General features: G+C 74.0%; 18 protein-coding genes and 1 riboswitch. Of the genes, 8 read left to right on the top strand and 10 right to left on the bottom strand.

The genetic code is table 11. From position 1 onward, the window contains the following. Nucleotides 1-123: 123 nt before the first annotated feature. On the bottom strand, nt 124-1,353 hold the full coding sequence (locus tag BJZ21_RS03505; RefSeq protein WP_179662484.1) for a hypothetical protein: 1,230 nt from the start codon (nt 1,351-1,353) through the stop codon (nt 124-126). Next, on the bottom strand, nt 1,350-1,859 hold the full coding sequence (locus BJZ21_RS03500; RefSeq protein WP_343051936.1) for a SigE family RNA polymerase sigma factor: 510 nt from the start codon (nt 1,857-1,859) through the stop codon (nt 1,350-1,352). The genes BJZ21_RS03505 and BJZ21_RS03500 overlap by 4 nt, the downstream gene beginning before the upstream one ends. 143 nt (nt 1,860-2,002) lie before the next feature. Between BJZ21_RS03500 and BJZ21_RS03495 the strand changes: the two genes are divergently transcribed. Beyond that, on the top strand, nt 2,003-2,923 hold the full coding sequence (locus tag BJZ21_RS03495; protein ID WP_179662482.1) for an NAD(P)H-dependent flavin oxidoreductase: 921 nt from the start codon (nt 2,003-2,005) through the stop codon (nt 2,921-2,923). Here the strand turns inward: BJZ21_RS03495 and BJZ21_RS03490 are convergent. Then, a complete protein-coding gene (locus BJZ21_RS03490; RefSeq protein WP_179662481.1) occupies nt 2,918-3,817 on the bottom strand; it encodes an ATP-grasp domain-containing protein in 900 nt (299 codons plus the stop codon). The genes BJZ21_RS03495 and BJZ21_RS03490 overlap by 6 nt on opposite strands. Nucleotides 3,818-3,935: 118 nt before the next feature. Here BJZ21_RS03490 and BJZ21_RS03485 point away from each other — a divergent pair, with 118 nt between their 5' ends. After that, nucleotides 3,936-4,298 (top strand): YciI family protein, encoded by a 363-nt coding sequence (locus BJZ21_RS03485; protein ID WP_179662480.1) that lies wholly within the window; start codon nt 3,936-3,938, stop codon nt 4,296-4,298. Nucleotides 4,299-4,351: 53 nt separating this feature from the next. Here BJZ21_RS03485 and BJZ21_RS03480 read toward each other — a convergent pair whose 3' ends face one another. The 5 genes from BJZ21_RS03480 to BJZ21_RS03460 all read right to left on the bottom strand — a co-directional run bounded on the left by BJZ21_RS03480 (nt 4,352) and on the right by BJZ21_RS03460 (nt 8,083). Then, a complete protein-coding gene (locus BJZ21_RS03480) occupies nt 4,352-4,627 on the bottom strand; it encodes a MoaD/ThiS family protein (RefSeq protein ID WP_179662479.1) in 276 nt (91 codons plus the stop codon). 28 nt (nt 4,628-4,655) lie between these two features. Beyond that, on the bottom strand, nt 4,656-5,954 hold the full coding sequence (gene thrC, locus BJZ21_RS03475; protein ID WP_179662478.1) for a threonine synthase: 1,299 nt from the start codon (nt 5,952-5,954) through the stop codon (nt 4,656-4,658). 10 nt (nt 5,955-5,964) lie between these two features. Continuing rightward, nucleotides 5,965-6,107: riboswitch (SAM riboswitch) on the bottom strand. A gap of 95 nt (nt 6,108-6,202) precedes the next feature. Further along, complete coding sequence (gene otsB, locus BJZ21_RS03470; RefSeq protein ID WP_179662477.1) at nt 6,203-7,048, bottom strand: trehalose-phosphatase; 846 nt, start codon at nt 7,046-7,048, stop codon at nt 6,203-6,205. Nucleotides 7,049-7,221: 173 nt separating this feature from the next. Beyond that, entirely contained in the window at nt 7,222-7,779 is a 558-nt protein-coding gene (locus BJZ21_RS03465; RefSeq protein ID WP_343051935.1) for a LytR C-terminal domain-containing protein, read from the bottom strand. A 4-nt stretch (nt 7,780-7,783) separates the two neighbouring features. Beyond that, nucleotides 7,784-8,083, bottom strand: a complete 300-nt coding sequence (locus BJZ21_RS03460; protein WP_179662476.1) for a DUF3263 domain-containing protein — start codon at nt 8,081-8,083, stop codon at nt 7,784-7,786. Nucleotides 8,084-8,321: 238 nt separating this feature from the next. Here BJZ21_RS03460 and BJZ21_RS03455 point away from each other — a divergent pair, with 238 nt between their 5' ends. The 6 genes from BJZ21_RS03455 (at nt 8,322) to BJZ21_RS03430 (ending at nt 14,740) form a co-directional block, all read left to right on the top strand. Then, nucleotides 8,322-9,344, top strand: a complete 1,023-nt coding sequence (locus BJZ21_RS03455) for a Gfo/Idh/MocA family oxidoreductase (protein WP_179662475.1) — start codon at nt 8,322-8,324, stop codon at nt 9,342-9,344. A gap of 41 nt (nt 9,345-9,385) precedes the next feature. Beyond that, nucleotides 9,386-10,822 carry a trehalose-6-phosphate synthase gene (locus BJZ21_RS03450; RefSeq protein ID WP_179662474.1) on the top strand — a complete coding sequence of 479 codons (1,437 nt, stop codon included), beginning with the start codon at nt 9,386-9,388 and terminating at the stop codon, nt 10,820-10,822. Between the two features lies 1 nt (nt 10,823). Then, complete coding sequence (locus BJZ21_RS03445) at nt 10,824-11,261, top strand: GNAT family N-acetyltransferase (protein ID WP_179662473.1); 438 nt, start codon at nt 10,824-10,826, stop codon at nt 11,259-11,261. Between the two features lie 82 nt (nt 11,262-11,343). Next, nucleotides 11,344-12,684 carry an alpha/beta fold hydrolase gene (locus BJZ21_RS03440; protein ID WP_218851272.1) on the top strand — a complete coding sequence of 447 codons (1,341 nt, stop codon included), beginning with the start codon at nt 11,344-11,346 and terminating at the stop codon, nt 12,682-12,684. Nucleotides 12,685-12,910: 226 nt separating this feature from the next. After that, complete coding sequence (locus BJZ21_RS03435; RefSeq protein ID WP_179662472.1) at nt 12,911-14,044, top strand: MerR family transcriptional regulator; 1,134 nt, start codon at nt 12,911-12,913, stop codon at nt 14,042-14,044. A gap of 6 nt (nt 14,045-14,050) precedes the next feature. Next, nucleotides 14,051-14,740, top strand: coding sequence for a uracil-DNA glycosylase (locus BJZ21_RS03430; RefSeq protein WP_179662471.1), 690 nt, complete (start codon nt 14,051-14,053; stop codon nt 14,738-14,740). A 14-nt stretch (nt 14,741-14,754) separates the two neighbouring features. On the opposite strand, the gene BJZ21_RS20560 is transcribed toward BJZ21_RS03430, so the two are convergent. Next, nucleotides 14,755-15,384: a hypothetical protein gene (locus BJZ21_RS20560; protein WP_218851267.1), complete on the bottom strand. Its 630-nt coding sequence runs from the start codon at nt 15,382-15,384 to the stop codon at nt 14,755-14,757. Nucleotides 15,385-15,633: 249 nt separating this feature from the next. Continuing rightward, nucleotides 15,634-15,828, bottom strand: a complete 195-nt coding sequence (locus BJZ21_RS03420; protein ID WP_179662470.1) for a hypothetical protein — start codon at nt 15,826-15,828, stop codon at nt 15,634-15,636. Between the last annotated feature and the right edge of the window lie 212 nt (nt 15,829-16,040).

Here is a 16,040-nt window from a genome sequence, read left to right as displayed (position 1 = left end):
CCGGACCCGGCGGACCCTTCCCGCCGGCGCTGCAGGCCTCAACTCCCCGGCCCGTGTGGCACTCTCACGGGGAGAGTGCCAGTCACATGTTTAGCACTCGGGTGGTGCGAGTGCAAACACTTCCTACCGGTCCCAGACCCGGGCGTAGCTCGACACCAGGCTCACCCGGCTCGGGTCGTACCCGACGATCCGGGTCACCACACCCAGCGCGTGCGTCCCGACCCGCCAGGCGACCAGCCGGCGCGGCGCGGCGCCGCTCTCGTAGACCACCGTGCGGTCGTCCAGCCAGAAGTCCACGTCGCAGCAGCGGGCGGGGCGCGGTTGCGCCGCCGAGGCGCCGAGGACCAGCAGCGCGTCGGGCGCCGGCGGGTCCCCCTGCACCAGCAGCACCTGCGCGGGGGTCGCCTCGCCGGCGGGCCCGGGCAGCCCGGTCACTCCCGCCCAGCTCTGCGCGGTCCCTCCGGGTCCCATCCGCCACCGGCCGTACGGCGCCGCCCCGGCCCCGAACGGACCGGCCGGTGCCTGGAGGTTCGTGGCCCCGGACCGGGTGCCGTCCAGCACCGAGTACATCGGCCCGGGCCCGCCCTGGGTCGTGGGCGGCAGCCAGAGGTCGGTGTCCCCCATCCAGTGCAGGGTCGCCGTCCGGTCGCTGCCGGTGTGCACCGTGCGCCACTCCCCGGTGGCCAGCGTCAGCACCCGCACCTCGCCGGCGGCCTGGGGGAAGGCGAGGTACTCCCCCGTCGGCGAGAGCAGCGACTCGTGGGCCACCGAGACGTCCTGGCCGCTGCCGTCGTCGTACGCCGCGACGGCAGCGGTGTCGACGCTGCGCAACGAGCCGTCGGGAGCAAGCAGCAGGAGCCGCCGCCCCCCGCCGGCATCGGTCAGCACGTAGGCGGCCAGCGCCTCCCGGATCGGCTGGTCCGCCAGGTCCGGGGCGGGCGCGGAGAGGTCGACGGTCGCGGGGAACGGGGAGTCGACCCCGGGCAGCGTCGCCTCCTGCGAGACCAGCGGTCCCCGGTAGACCGGCAGGCCCCGGTAGCGGCCGTCGGGTCGCGTGGCCCCGGACCCCGGCCACGGGGCCGTCCGGCCCGGATCGCCGGGCCCGCTCGGCCCGGTGGGCGCGGGCTGGTGGGTCGCCGGGCCCGGCCCGGGGCCGTCGGAGCGGTTGACCCCGGGCACTCCCGCCAGCGCCGCGGCGACCACGGCCACCGAGGCGACCGCCCCGACGACGACGCCGGTCGCGCGGCGGCGGCGGATGCGGCCGGCCCGCTCCCAGGCACGGCCGCTCAGGTCCGGCACCGCGACGTCGGAGACCCGCTCCGCCAGCAGGTCGCGCAACTCGTGGTCGGTCATCGCAGGTCCTCCAGCATCTCGGCGAGGTGGGGCGAGCCCTCCCGCAGACGGCGCAGCGCCAGGTGGGTCTGGCTCTTGACGGTCCCCGTGCTGACCCCGAGCGTCTCGGCGGTCTCGCGCTCGGGCAGGTCCTCGTAGAACCGGAGCACGATCACCGCTCGCTGTCGTGCGGTGAGCCGGGCCAGGGCCGCGTCGAGGGCCATCCGGCGGTCGGCCCCCCGCTCGGCGCCGGTCGTCGTCAGGCCGTGCTCCGGCACGTCGGCGACCACCTCGCGCCGGTGCTTGCGCCACCACGAGATGTTGCGGCGCACGATCACCTGCCGGGCGTAGGCCTCCGGGTGGCCGTCCGCGAGCCGGCTCCAGCGCAGCGCGACCTGGGTCAGCGCCTCCTGGACCAGGTCCTCGGCGCGATGGTGGTCGCCACTCACCAGCAGGGCGGTCCGGAACAGCGCGAGCTGCCGATGGCTCGCCCAGCGGGTGAACGATTCACGGTCAGCCGCCGACACGCCGCCCCCTCGTGGATCCCATGCCATGCAAACGCCCGGCCCCCCGAGTTGGTTGGAGGATCCGTCACGTTGTCCCGTCACGTTGTCACGTCTCGGGCACCGCCGCCCCGCGCTGCGGGCGCCGGCGGGGCTAGCGTGGCGGGATGCAGCTCCCCACCGCGCTCCGCACCCGCGTCCCCCTGATCGGCGCCCCGATGGCCGGACCCGGCGGCGGCCGGCTGGCCCACGCGGTGAGCCGCGCGGGCGGGCTGGGCATGGTCGGCGTGAGCCACACCCGGGACGCCGGCTGGATCCGCGACCAGGCCGGGGTCGCCGGCGCCGACGGCACGGCGTACGGCGTGGGCCTGATGGCCTGGGCGCTCGAGAGCAACCCCGCGCAGCTCGACGCCGTGCTCGACCTGCGGCCGGCGCTGGTGTCGGTGAGCTTCGGGGAGTACGCCGGGCCGGTGCGCCGGCTGCGCGAGGCCGGCCTCACCACCGCCACCCAGGTCGGCTCGCTCGACGACCTGGCACGGGCCGAGGCCGCCGGCGTCGACGTGATCGTGGCCCGGGGCGGCGAGGGCGGCGGCCACGGCCGCAACGACCTCGCGACCCTGCCGCTGCTGCAGCTGGTGCTCGAGCGCACCGACCGGCCGGTCTACGCCGCCGGCGGCCTGCTCAACCACCGCGGCCTCGCGGCGGTGCTCGCCGCGGGCGCGGCCGGCGGCTGGGTCGGCACCGCCTTCCTCGGCTGCGTGGAGGCCGACAACCGGCCCGCGGCCCGGGAGGCGCTGCTCGCGGCCGACCGGACCGGCTACGGCCGGGTCTTCGACGTCGCCCAGCAGGCGCCCTGGCCGCGGGAGTTCGGCGGCCGGGCCGTGGCGAACGCCTACTTCGAGGACTGGGTCGGCCGGGAGGACGAGCTGGACGAGGCGGCACGGGGCCGGTTCCGCGCGGCGGTCGAGGCGGGCGACCACTCCGTCGCCCACGTCTACGCCGGCGAGGGCGTCGTCGACATCACCCGCGAGCGGACCGCCGCCGAGGTCGTCGCGGAGTTCGCCCGGGCGCTGCCGCCGGGCTCATGAGAGCCGGCTGACGACCAGGTCGGCGAACGGCTCGGCGTTGCCGGGCACGACGTCGAGGTAGAGCCCGGGCTCGATCAGCTCGATCTCGCTGACCACCGGCTCCCCGTCGAGCTCCATCAGGTCGACCCGCCCGTAGTCCAGCGGGCGGCCGATCAGCTCGCCGGCGGCCGCCAGCGCGCGGACGGCCGCCGCCGCCGCCCGGTCGTCCAGCGGCACGGCTCGCGAGACCCCGCCGTACTCCTCGTGGACCCGGATCTCGCCGGGCGCCGGCCGCTTGTCGACCTGTGAGACCGCGCGGCCGTCGAGCACGAACACCGAGGTCTCGCCCCGCGTGCGCACCGACTCCACCAGCGGCTGCGCGATCCACGGGCCGGCGGTGAGCCCGGCGAGCCGGTGGTCGTCGGGGGACTCGGCGACCACGACGCCGACCCCGCTGGCGCCGGTGCGCGGCTTGACCACCACGACGCCGAACCGGTCCAGCGCCCGCTCGAGCCCGCCGCGCAGCCCGCCGCCGGGGCCGCTGTCGGGGTCACGGTCGGGGTCACGGTCGTCGAGCAGCACCGAGGGCACCACCGGCACCCGACCCTCGAGCCCGGTCAGGTAGGCCTTGTCGGCGTTCCAGGCGAAGACGTCGGCGCCGTTGAGCAGGCGCGTCTCCTTGCCCACCGCACTCGCCCAGCCGAGGAAGTCCGCGCAGCGCCGGTGGTAGTCCCACGTCGCCCTCACCGCCACCAGGTCGGCGTCGGCCCAGCGGACCCGGCCGTCCCAGGCCACCCAGGCCGCCTCGATCCCGCGGTCGGCGAGGGCACGGACCAGCAGCTCCCCGCCGGGCTCACCGTCGGGCAGCAGGGAGAAGGTCGCGAGCAGCACCCGCGGCACGGAGTGGGGGGTCACCGGGCGAGGGTAAGGTGCGCCGGACCCACGCCCAAGGAAGTTTCCGGCCCGTTGTCGATCGGGTCGCCGCTCGCCCGTCATCGCGATGACAGATCGACAGCGACGAGAGGAGACCACCATGACCGAGTACATCGTGCTGCTGCCGGACGACGAGGCCGCCTGGGAGCGGGCCACCGAGGAGGAGCGGTCGGCCACCTACGCCCGGCACGCGGAGTTCGCCCGGTTGCTCGCCGAGCGCGGACACAAGATCACCGGCGGCACCGAGCTCGCCCCCTCGCGCGAGGCGCGCACGGTCCGTCGCCGCGGCGGCGAGGTCGTCGTGACCGACGGGCCGTTCGCCGAGACCGCCGAGCAGCTGGGCGGCTACTACTGCGTCGAGACCGACGACCTCGACGACCTGCTGCAGGTCTGCGCGATCCTGGCCACCGAGCGCGGCCCGGTCGAGGTCCGGCCGACGGTGGACCACTCCGGGACCGTCTGAGCGGACCGGTCGGCGGACCGCCCGGCGGCCCGCCCGATCGCTCAGCCGGTCGCTCAGCCGCCGGCGACGGCCGGGATCACCGAGATCTGGGTGCCCTCGGGGGTGGGGGTGGCGAGGTTGTCGAGGAACCGCACGTCGTCGTTGCCGACGTAGACGTTGACGAACCGGCGCAGGTCACCGGCCTCGTCGAGGATCCGGCCCTTGATGCCGGCGTAGTTGCCGTCGAGGTCGTCGAGGACCTCGGCGAGGGTGGTGCCCGAGGCGGACACCTCGGACTCGCCGCCGGTGTAGGTGCGCAGGATGGTGGGGATCCGGACCGAGACGCTCATGGCTGCATGCTCCTGTAGTGGGGGGCGGTCACGCCAGACCCGTGGCGGTGAAGGCGGCGTACGACGGGTCGATGGTCGCCGCGGGGCCGACCGAGTCGGCGACCGCGTCGAGGGTCTTCAGCCCCATGCCGGTGTTGATGATGACGGTGTCGAGCGTGGGGTCGAGCTGGCCGGTCTCGACGAGCTTCTTCAGCACGCCGGTCGTCGTACCGCCGGCGGTCTCGGTGAAGATGCCCTCGGTGCGGGCCAGCAGCAGGATGCCCTCGCGCACCTCGTCGTCGGTGACGTCCTCGACCGCGCCGCCGGTGCGGCGGCAGATGTCGAGGACGTAGACGCCGTCGGCGGGGTTGCCGATCGCCAGGCTCTTCGCGATCGTGTTCGGCCGCACCGGGCGGACCACCTGGTGGCCGTCCTTGAACGCGGCGGAGACGGGCGAGCAGCCGGTGGCCTGCGCGCCGAAGATCCTGTACGGCTTGTCCTCGACCAGGCCCAGCGTGATCAGCTCCTGGAACGCCTTGTCGACCTTGGTCAGCTGGGAGCCGGAGGCGACCGGGATCACGACCTGGTCGGGCAGCCGCCAGCCGAGCTGCTCGGCGATCTCGTAGCCGAGGGTCTTGGAGCCCTCGGCGTAGAAGGGGCGGACGTTGACGTTGACGAACGCCCAGCCCTCCTCCTCGCCGGCGATCTCGGAGGCCAGCCGGTTCACGTCGTCGTAGTTGCCGTTCACCGCGACCAGCGAGTCGGTGTAGACCGCGGAGTTGACCTGCTTGGGCTTCTCGAGGTCCGCCGGGATGAAGACCACGGTCTTGATGCCGGCCCGGGCACCGGCGGCGGCCACCGCGTTGGCGAGGTTGCCGGTCGAGGGGCAGGCGAAGACCTTGGCGTGCAGCTCGCGGGCGGCGCTGAGCGCGCAGGCGACCACGCGGTCCTTGAAGGAGTTCGTGGGGTTCGTGGAGTCGTCCTTGACCCACAGGTTGGTCAGGCCGAGCTCGCGGGCCAGGTTGTCGGCCTTGAGCAGCCGGGTGAAGCCGGGCTCGGTGTTGGGGCTCTGCTCGATGTCGGTGGGCACCGGCAGCAGGGCCTTGTAGCGCCAGATGTTGGCGGGGCCGGCCGCGATCTGCTCGCGGGTGACGGCGGGGAAGTCGTAGGCGACCTCGAGGGGTCCGAAGCACTCCGGACAGGCGTAGAACGGGCCCAGGGCGACCTGGTGGCCGCACTCGCGACACGACAGGGCCGTGGCGTTCCCGAAGGCACCGGGACGCAGGCCGGCTACGGCCTCCGGGGTGCTCGGGGTGGTGGAACCCTGCTCGGCGACGACGGCGCTCATGAAGTCCTCCTTCTCATCTTCCCCGGGCGTCTCTCGCTACCGGGCCGGAATTGGCACCGTTTCCGCGACCGCGGCCGCACGGGCGGCAGCGGGGGGTTCGCGGCGGTTGCCGGGACGTCACAGGGCCGTTCCCTCAGTCCCTCTCGATGAGCAGGCACGACTCTACGACAGTCGTCTCACCATGCGTACCTCGGGTCCGCATAGTGGTCACGGGCCGCCGCAGCGCGTCGTACGCCGGGCCGGTCGCCTCAGGCGTGCAGGGCCGCCGCGTCGGCGGCCAGCTGCCGCAGCAGCTGCAGGACCCCCTCGGGCCCCTTGACCACGACGTCGGAGAGCGGCTCCAGCGAGCCCTCCTCCTCCGAGCCCGCGCAGACCAGCAGCGTGGGCAGGCCCTGCTCGCGCAGCGCCCGGACCGCGTGGAAGGCCTCGACGTCACCGAGGTCGTCGCCGGCGAAGAGGAACGCGCGGGCGTCCAGCTCGCGCGCCAGCGTCTCGACCGCGACGCCCTTGTGCATCCCCGGCGAGCGCACCTCCACGACGTTGCGACCGGGCTCGACGGTGAGCTCGTGCCGCTCGGCCCGCTCCCGGACCAGCGGCAGCAACCGGCCGAACGCCTCGTGCGCGTCGGGCAGCCGGCGGGTGTGCACCGCGACCGCGAGCCCCTTCTCCTCGATCCAGGCGTCGGCGGCGTCGGCCTGCCGCAGCAGCTCGGGCAGCTCGTCGAGGAAGGTCGCCAGCCCGCGCGGAGGGCGCGGCGAGATGATCCGCCGGTTGGCGGAGGACCAGCGCTCGTTGCCGTACTGGCCGAAGACGTAGAGCTCCTTGCCGGCCTCGGCCACCGCGCCGCCGACCTCCTCGAGCCCGCCCAGGGCCAGCACCTGCCGGGCCGGCCGACCGGTCACGACCGCGACCGCCAGCACCTGACGGGCCAGCGCGACCAGCACGTCACCGGCGTCGGGATGGATGTAGGCCTGGGTCGGGTCGTCGACGATCGGCGAGAGCGTCCCGTCGAAGTCCAGCGCGACCACGCACCCGGACGCCGCCCGCACCAGCTCGGCGTACCGCTGCTCGCCCTCGGCAGAGGTGAACTCCATGGAGGACAGCCAACCACGATCCGGCCACCTCGCACGCCGGGGGCCGGTCCTCTCCCCCGGGGGTTGTCAGCCCGTTCCTGCGGTTGACGGGCGTTGCAACGCCCCCCAACCGAGGGGTTCCCCGGCCAGCCGGGGATTCCTGCAGCCGGCCAGCCAGGCCGCCGGCCGGGGGCTCAGCCCAGCGCGCCGGTCAGGATCACGGTGAGCCGGTCCAGCCGCATGGGGTCGACGGCCGGCTTGGTCCGGTGGATGCCGAGGTCGAGCGCGAGCAGCTTGGCGGCCTTCTCGAGCCGCTGCGGGTAGTAGACGGTCGAGGCGGGCACCGAGCCGTACCAGTTGTCGGAGCCGACGACGTTCCAGCCCGCGTTGGTGGCGCGGCCGGCGACCTGGCCGGCGAGCCCGGTGATGCCGGAGTTGTTGTAGACCTCGACGTAGACCTTGCCGCGCTGGACGGCGGGCTTCTTCTTGTGGTCGCGCGACTTGTGCGCGTCGGCCTTCGAGGCGTCCTTGCCGTCCTGGGACTTCTTGGTGCCAGGTCCGTCGGTCTTGGCCGGGGCGGGGTGCTGCTCGGCCCCGGCGACCGTGGTGATGTCCCGCTCGCCGGCGTCCGGGGCGCGGGTCGCGAAGAACGCGATCCCGGCCATCGCCACGGCGATGACGCTGAGCATCACCACTGGCGAGGGGAAGACCACGCCGCGCTCGTCTCGGACGCGGCTGCCGCTGCGCAGCACGGCCTCAGACCTCGAACCCGAGCCGGCGCGCCGAGCGCTGCCGCTGCCGGGCGGCGCGCAGGCGGCGCAGTCGGCGGACGAGCAGCGGGTCGGCCTCGAGGGCCTCGGGACGATCGATCAGGGCGTTGAGGACCTGGTAGTACCGCGTCGAGGACATGTCGAACTTCTCGCGGACCGCGGTCTCCTTGGCGCCGGCGTACTTCCACCACTGGCGCTCGAACTCGAGGATCTCGCGGTCGCGGTCGCTCAGCCGCGGCGCGGCGTCGGCCGCGTCCGGGTCGTGGAAAGCGTTCGCGGCATCCATGCGCAGTCTCCCCGGGGGTACGTGTCTTGCCAGGCTCTGGATCGTCAGTGTAGGCGATCGAACGACAACGATGTGATTCGTCGTCCGCGAGTCGCGGAACGCCCGCCGAGCGCCACCGGAGCCTCCCACGGAGCGCTCCGGAGAGGCTCCGCGGCCCCCCTCGGCGCCTCACCGGGGCGCCTCCCCGAGGCCGCGCCCGGCCCCACACGCCAGCGGCCCTCACTCTAGGGTCGTGGCCGTGGACGACATCGGATGGGGCATCCTCGCGACCGGCAAGATCGCGCACACCTTCGCCCGGGACCTCGCGATGGTCCCCGGTGCGCGGCTGGCGGCGGTGGGCTCGCGGCGCCGGGAGTCGGCGGAGGCCTTCGCGGCCGCGCACGGCGCGGCGGCGGCGCACGGCTCGTACGCCGAGCTGGTCGCCGACCCGGCCGTGGACGTGGTCTACGTGGCGAGCCCGCACGCGTTGCACCTCGAGCACGCGCGGCTGGCCTTCGAGGCCGGCAAGCACGTGCTCTGCGAGAAGCCGCTGACCCTCAACGTCGCCGAGGCCGAGGAGATGGTGGCGCTGGCGCGCCGCCACGACCGCTTCCTGATGGAGGCGATGAAGACCGCGTGCCACCCGATGGTCCGCCGGCTGTCGGCCGACCTGGCCGCGGGGCGGTTCGGCCGCCCGCAGCACCTGCACGCCGAGCTCGGGTTCCGCGTGGACGCGCCGCCGGAGGACCGGATGCTCGACCCCGTCCTCGGCGCCGGCGCGCTGCTGGACATGGGGATCTATCCGCTCACGTTCGCCCACCTGCTGCTCGGCGAGGCCGAGCACCTCGCCGGGGTCGCGCACCTCTCGCCCGGCGGCATCGACCTCGCGGTCGCGGTGACCGGCCGCTACCCGGGCGGGGCGCTGGCCACGATGTCGGCGTCGATGACCTCGTGGTCCTCGCGCGCCGGGTCGGTGGCCACCGACCTGGGCCGGATCGAGGTCGACGACTTCCACCACCCCACCCGGGCCCGGTTCACGCCGTACGCCCCGGACGGCTCCAACGACCTCGACGCCCGGCAGCAGCCGGTGGAGGTCGAGCCCGACGAGCCGGTGCTGGGCCGCGGCTACGGCAACGAGGCGGCCGAGGTGCAGCGCTGCCTGCGCGCGGGGCTGCGGGAGAGCCCGCTGGTCCCGCACGCCCAGACGCTGACGCTGATGCGGCAGATGGACGCGCTGCGCGCGCAGATCGGCGTGGCGTACGCCGTGGACACTCGCCCCTGAGGGGGAGGACCGGTTAGCCCGCCACCCCTAGGGTTGGGCACGTGACTTCCTCCGGTTCCGACCTCGTCATCGTCGCCAACCGCCTGCCGGTGGACCGGGTGACGCTGCCCGACGGCAGCAGCGACTGGCGGCCCTCGCCGGGCGGCCTGGTCAGCGCGCTGGAGCCGGTGATGCGCGCCAACGACGGCGCCTGGATCGGCTGGCCCGGCGGCGCCGACTCCGACGACGAGCCGTTCGACGCCGACGGGCTCTCCCTGGTGCCGATCTCGCTGAGCCAGCAGGAGATCGAGTACTTCTACGAGGGCTTCTCCAACGCCACCCTGTGGCCGCTCTACCACGACCTGGTGGCCAAGCCGGAGTTCCACCGGGAGTGGTGGGACGCCTACGTCACCGTGAACCGCCGGTTCGCCGAGCGCGCCGCGCAGGAGGCCGCCGAGGGCGGCACGGTCTGGGTGCACGACTACCAGCTCCAGCTGGTGCCCCAGATGCTGCGCGAGCTGCGCCCCGACCTGCGCATCGGCTTCTACCTGCACATCCCGTTCCCGCCGGCCGAGCTGTTCCAGCAGCTGCCGTGGCGCCGGCAGATCCTCGAGGGGCTGCTCGGCGCCGACCTGGTCGGCTTCCAGCTCAGCGGCGGCGCGCAGAACTTCGTGCGGCTGGTGCGCCAGCGGGTGGGGCACAAGACCCACCGCGACCTGGTGTACCTGCCCGACGGGCACACACTGCGGGCCGCGGCGTTCCCGATCTCGATCGACACCGCGGGCTACGAGGAGCTGGCCCGCTCCGAGCGCGTCGAGAAGCGCGCGGCCGAGATCCGCGAGGCGCTCGGCAACCCCCGCCGGGTGTTCCTCGGGGTGGACCGGCTGGACTACACCAAGGGCATCTACGCCCGGCTGCGCGCGTTCAGCGAGCTGATCATCGACGGGAACTTCGACGTCGAGGACGCCTGCTTCGTGCAGGTGGCCACCCCCTCGCGGGAGCAGGTCGAGCAGTACCGCATCCTCCGCGACGACATCGACCGGCTGGTCGGGCACATCAACGGCGACCTCGGCCAGATCGGCCGCCCGGCCATCCACTACCTGCACTCCTCCTACCCGCGCGAGGAGATGGCCGCCTTCTACCGGGCCGCCGACATCATGGTGGTGACGCCGTTCCGCGACGGCATGAACCTGGTCGCCAAGGAGTACGTCGCCTGCCGCTACGACGACGACGGCGCGCTGGTGCTCTCGGAGTTCGCGGGCGCGGCCGACGAGCTGCGGCAGGCGTGGCTGATCAACCCCTACGACATCAACGGCATGAAGAGCGCCCTGCTCGAGGCCTACCGGGCCGACGACAAGGACCGCACGCGCCGGATGAAGGCGATGCGCAAGACCGTGCTGCAGCACGACGTGGCCGCCTGGGCGGACAGCTTCCTCACCGAGCTGGCCGCGGCGCGTCCCACGCACGGCAAGACCGTGCGGCCGGCCAAGCGGTCCTGACGTGACCGCCCCGCCCTCCGGCCGGCCCGATCCGGTCGTCTCCACCGACCCCGCACTGCTCGACGTGGACACCGTGCACCGCTGGCTGTCCACCGACGCCTACTGGGCGCTCGGCCGCTCCCGTGAGGTCGTCGAGCGGGCGATCGCCGGCTCGGTGAACTTCGGCGCGTACGACGGGGACCGGCTGGTGGGGTACGCCCGACTGGTGACCGACCGGGCGACGTTCGCCTGGCTGTGCGACGTCTACGTCGCGCCCGAGAGCCGCGGCCGGGGGGTCGGCACCGCGATGCTCGCGGCGGTGCACGAGCAGCTCGCCGCCTGGCAGGTCAAGCGGGCGCTGCTGGCGACCGAGGACGCCCACGAGGTCTACGCGCGCTTCGGCTTCGGTCCGCTGGAGGAGCCCGGACGCTGGATGGCGCGCGGCTACCTGGCGGACTGACCCCGGCGTACCCGACCGGGTGGCCGAGCCCACCTGCCGCGACCCTGCCCCCGGTGCCGGGTCGTCGGGTACGTTTCGCCGCATGGATCTGGTCCCGAAGCCCGATCAGGTCGTCACCGCCGCCAGCAACGTCGCGCACAAGGTGCTGTACGGCGGGCTGGCCGATCTCCGCCCGATGCCCCGCACGCTCATCGACGAGGGCACCCTCCGCGAGGTCTACCACTACCGGCCCTCCGGCAAGGTCAAGGAGCAGGGCGACCCCGTACTGCTGGTCACCCCGCTGGCCGCGCCCGCACTGTGCTACGACCTGCGCCGCGGCTGCTCGCTGGTCGAGCACCTGGTCACGCTGGGCCGGCCGACCTACCTGGTGGAGTACGGTCAGGTGTCGTTCCGCGATCGCGCGCTGGGCATGGAGCACTGGATCGACGAGGTCGTGCCGACCGCCATCCGCGAGGTCTCCGAGCACGCCGGCGGCCGGCCGGTGCACGTGGTCGGCTGGAGCCTCGGCGGCATCTTCGCGATGCTCACCGCCGCCGACTCCCCCGACCTGCCGATCGCCTCGCTGACCGTGGTCGGGTCCCCCGTCGACGTCAAGCAGGTGCCGCTGGTCGCGCCGTTGCGGCCGCTGCTGAACCTCACCGCCGGCCGCGGGATGATCACCCGCACCTACCAGGCGCTGGGCGGCGCCCCGAGGCCGCTGGTGCGGTGGGCCTTCCAACTCTCGTCGTTCCAGAAGCTGGTGACCAAGCCGGTCGCCGTCGCCACGCACCTCGACGACACCGAGTTCCTGGCCCAGCTCGAGGCGGTGGACCGGTTCACCGCCAACATGATCGCCTACCCGGGCCGCACGTTCGGGCAGCTCTACCACCGGTTCATCAAGGGCAACGCGCTCGTGACCGGGTCGATGGAGCTCGGCGACCGCACCATCTCGCTGGCCGACATCTCGGTGCCGGTGCTGGTCTTCGGCGGCGCCACCGACGGCATCGCGCCGGCGCCCGCGGTCAAGTCGGTCGTGCCGCTGCTCACCGGCGCCCCGGAGGTCCGCTTCGAGATCGTCCCGGGCGGCCACCTCGGCATGCTCACCGGCCGTCGCGCCCGGACCAGCACCTGGCAGGTGCTCGACGAGTGGGTCGCCCAGTGGTCGAGCCCGGCCGAGGGCGTCCCCACCCCCACCGCGCGGAAGAAGGCCGCCTCGGCGACGAAGACGGCCGCCCGCAAGACGGCCGCCACGAAGGCCTCGGCGCCGAAGAAGGCCCCGGCCGCCAAGAAGACGGCGTCCAAGAAGGCGGCACCGAAGAAGGCTGCGTCCAAGAAGGCAGCGGCGAAGAAGGCGGCACCGAAGAAGGGAGCCTCCCCCGAGGCGATCGGCGCCAACCCCCGCCGCCGCTACGGCTCCGGCGGCTCGCGCGCACTGTCGAAGTAGCCCCACCCCGCACCCGCCGAGTCGGCGCTCGTTGACACCCCGCGCACGCCGAGTCGGCGCTCGTTGACACCCTGCGCACGCCGAGTCGGCGCTCGTTGACACCCCTGCGCACGCCGAGTCGGCGCTCGTTGACGGGCCCGCGACGCGCCGGTGTTGACTCTGCCCCAACGGCAAGCCCCAGCGTGGGCCCGCCGGCGCACCCCGCGCCGGCGACGAGGAGGCGACGATGGGCCTGGTCACGATCAGCGAGTTCGCGCGTGCCAGCGGGCTGACCCCCAAGGCGCTGCGGCTCTACGCCGAGATGGGGCTGCTCACGCCGATGGAGATCGACACCGCCAGCGGCTACCGGCGCTACGCAGAGCACCAGCTCGGCCGGGCGCGGCTGGTCGCCCGGCTGCGGCTCGCGGGCATGCCGCTTGCCCGGATCCGGGAGGTCGCCGACCTGCCCAGTCCGGCCGCGGCTGCCGCGCTGACGTCGTACTGGCGCCAGGTGGAGGCGGACACCGCCACCGCCCGGAAGATCGTCGCCCTGCTCGTCGAGGAGCTCACCCACGAGGAGCAGCACATGACCGATCACCCGGCTGGGCAGACCGCCCGCATCGAACACGCCGTACGTTCCGGCATCGGCCGGCGGGACGCGCAGCTCGACGCGGCGCGCGCCGCACCGACACTGTTCGCCGTCGCCGACGGCTTCGGCGGCGCCGCGAAGGCCACCGGTGTCGCCGACGCCGCCCTCGACGCCCTCTGCTCGGCCGCCACCGGGGCACCGCGGACGGTGGCAGAGCTCGACGAGGCGGTACGCCGGGCCGCGACCGCCGCTCTCGCCGCGGCCGACGGAGACCCCGGATCCGGCACCACGCTCACGTCGGTGGTGCTCTCCGACGGTCAGGCGCTGGTCGCCCACATCGGCGACTCCCGGGGCCACCTGGTCCGCGAGGGCCGGCTAGAGCGGCTCACCCGGGACCACACGGTGGTGCAGACGCTCGTCGACGAGGGCCGGCTCACCGCCGAGGAGGCCCGCACCGACGGGCGACGGCTGCTGATCAACCGCGCCCTGGCCGCCGGAGCGCCGCCCGAGCCGGACCTCGCGGTTCGAGCCACCCGGCCCGGTGACCGCCTCGTGCTGACCACCGACGGCGTGCACGCGGTGCTCGAGGCCGGACAGCTCGCCGAGCTGCTGGTCTCCGCCGAGCCTCCGACCGTGGTCGCCGACGCCGTCGCCGAAGCGGTCGAGGCCGCGGGGGCGCCCGACAACTGGGCCGTGGTGGTCGTCGACCTGGCGGGGGGAACCGGCGGGGGGAACCGGCGGGCGGACGGCGGGGGCGACGCCGGTCCCGCTCCCGAACCCGGACTAGCCTGACCGGCCATGAGCGCACTGGCAGGACTGGTCGAGCAGGGGCTGGTGGCGCCGGACTGGGCCGCGGCCCTGGCGCCGGTCGACGAGCGGATCGAGGCGATGGGTCGGTTCCTGCGCGAGGAGCTGGCCGCCGGACGGCCCTACCTGCCTACCGGCGAGCGGGTCTTCCGCGCGTTCCAGCGACCGCTCGCCGACGTGCGGGTGCTGGTCGTGGGCCAGGACCCCTACCCGACCCCGGGGCACCCGATCGGGCTGAGCTTCGCGGTCGACGCCCACGTGCGGCCGGTGCCGCGCAGCCTGGCCAACATCTACGCCGAGCTGCGCACCGACCTCGGGATCGAGACGCCCGCGCACGGCGACCTGACCGCGTGGGCGGACCAGGGCGTGATGCTGCTCAACCGGGCTCTCACCGTGCGCCCCGGCGAGGCGGCCTCGCACCGCGGTCGGGGCTGGGAGGAGGTCACCGAGTGCGCGATCCATGCCCTGGCCCGACGCGGCGGTCCGCTGGCCGCGATCCTGTGGGGCCGCGACGCCCAGGGGCTCAAGCCGATGCTCGGGCCGGTGCCGTGGGTCGAGTCGTCGCACCCGTCGCCGCTCTCGGCGTCGCGCGGTTTCTTCGGCTCCCGGCCGTTCAGCCGGGTCAACCGGTTGCTCGTCGAGCAGGGCGGCTCCGAGGTGGACTGGCGACTGCCGGCCTGAGTCCGGCTCGCCCGTCAGCGGTAGGCCGGCTGCTCGGCGCTGGGGTCGTCGCGAACGACGTCGAGGCCGGGCTGGCCGAGCAGCGCGGCGACCGCCGCCTGCGTGCCCCCGATGCCCGCGTAGTGGGGGTCCACGTCGTGCGCGACGCACCAGGCACGGTCGGCGGGCCACACGAACGCCGGATCCGGCAGCTCCTGCCCCGGCCGGCGGGGCGCCGCGCCCGCCAGCGCCCAGCTCCCGAAGTCGGCGAGCGTTCCGCGCAGCAGATAGTAGGAGCGGTACGGGATGGGCAGCCGGTCCTCGCCGAAGACATCGACGCGGCCCTGGCGGTCCGGGGCCAGGTCCGCGGCGGACGGCGACCAGCCCCAGCCGTCCCAGACGCAGTAGTAGACCTCCTCCGGGGTGGTGGTGTGGTCGCGCAACACCTCCAGAGCGGCGTGCAGACGCGCGTGCTCGGAGGGCCCCTCCGGCCGGGTCTGGACGTCGTTCTCCGACTGGCCGGGGTGGTCCGGGTCCGGGATGAACCGCAGCCGGGCGTACGCCTCGAAGCCTGGCGGCCCCAGGCAGACCAGGCGCCCCCAGGGCACCTCGCTATCCGCGATCCAGTCGGCTGGTGACAGGTCAGCGCACAGCTGCAGCGGCATCGCGGCGATTCCTCTCTCCGAGCCGGAACGGTACGCCGCCGCTCATTCTCGTCGGGGTCTCCACCGGATCCAGGCCTGTTCGACCGCCGTGTTTGGGTGGGGTCTGAACTCGGGGCGTCCGTCGGGGCGCCCGTCGGGGCGCCCGTCGGCGGGGTCGAGCCGGACCTGCCACGGGGTGTGGTGGAGGACCCGGTGGTGATGGCCACACAGCAGCACCTGCTTCTGATGGCCTCGGTGAGAGCTGCCGTACTAGTGCGGCAGCCAGCGTCGTCGCATGCGCACGCGCTTCTCGTGCCGCTCGTCGACACTCATGTCCATCTGTGCGCGCTTGATAGCGCTCCGGTCGGCGGCTGAGTATCCGCCGAGACCGCCGCCCTTCATGCTCCAGCGCAGGACGCCCGCGACCGCGAGGATCGCGACGGCGATGATCAGCCATCCGATCACCGGATCACCCCTCTCGATGAAAGTGCGGATTCGGACTCTACTTGTGGCGAGTACCCGCGGGGGCGCTTCCACCGTTCGCAGGTCGCTGACCCGCCGTCACTGCCAACCAGCAACCACGGCCAGCGCGCCGTCAGCGGGGGTCTCGATACGCTCGCTGGCGCTCGCTACTCGACCACCGAGGGAAGCCGGGGTCTCGATACGCTCGCTGGCGC

It is taken from the genome of Nocardioides panaciterrulae (assembly GCF_013409645.1).
GTDB classification, from domain to species: Bacteria; Actinomycetota; Actinomycetes; order Propionibacteriales; family Nocardioidaceae; genus Nocardioides; species Nocardioides panaciterrulae.
This window is presented reverse-complemented; position numbering and strand designations above follow the sequence as displayed.

Bases quoted from the DNA above. Each gene is read 5' to 3' on its own strand.
- BJZ21_RS03505 (WP_179662484.1), bottom strand. From the start codon at position 1,353: ATGACCGACCACGAGTTGCGCGACCTGCTGGCGGAGCGGGTCTCCGAC.
- BJZ21_RS03495 (WP_179662482.1), top strand. From the start codon at position 2,003: ATGCAGCTCCCCACCGCGCTCCGCACCCGCGTCCCCCTGATCGGCGCC.
- BJZ21_RS03485 (WP_179662480.1), top strand. From the start codon at position 3,936: ATGACCGAGTACATCGTGCTGCTGCCGGACGACGAGGCCGCCTGGGAG.
- BJZ21_RS03480 (WP_179662479.1), bottom strand. From the start codon at position 4,627: ATGAGCGTCTCGGTCCGGATCCCCACCATCCTGCGCACCTACACCGGC.
- thrC (WP_179662478.1), bottom strand. From the start codon at position 5,954: ATGAGCGCCGTCGTCGCCGAGCAGGGTTCCACCACCCCGAGCACCCCG.
- otsB (WP_179662477.1), bottom strand. From the start codon at position 7,048: ATGGAGTTCACCTCTGCCGAGGGCGAGCAGCGGTACGCCGAGCTGGTG.
- BJZ21_RS03460 (WP_179662476.1), bottom strand. From the start codon at position 8,083: ATGGATGCCGCGAACGCTTTCCACGACCCGGACGCGGCCGACGCCGCG.
- BJZ21_RS03440 (WP_218851272.1), top strand. From the start codon at position 11,344: ATGGATCTGGTCCCGAAGCCCGATCAGGTCGTCACCGCCGCCAGCAAC.
- BJZ21_RS03435 (WP_179662472.1), top strand. From the start codon at position 12,911: ATGGGCCTGGTCACGATCAGCGAGTTCGCGCGTGCCAGCGGGCTGACC.
- BJZ21_RS03430 (WP_179662471.1), top strand. From the start codon at position 14,051: ATGAGCGCACTGGCAGGACTGGTCGAGCAGGGGCTGGTGGCGCCGGAC.
- BJZ21_RS20560 (WP_218851267.1), bottom strand. From the start codon at position 15,384: ATGCCGCTGCAGCTGTGCGCTGACCTGTCACCAGCCGACTGGATCGCG.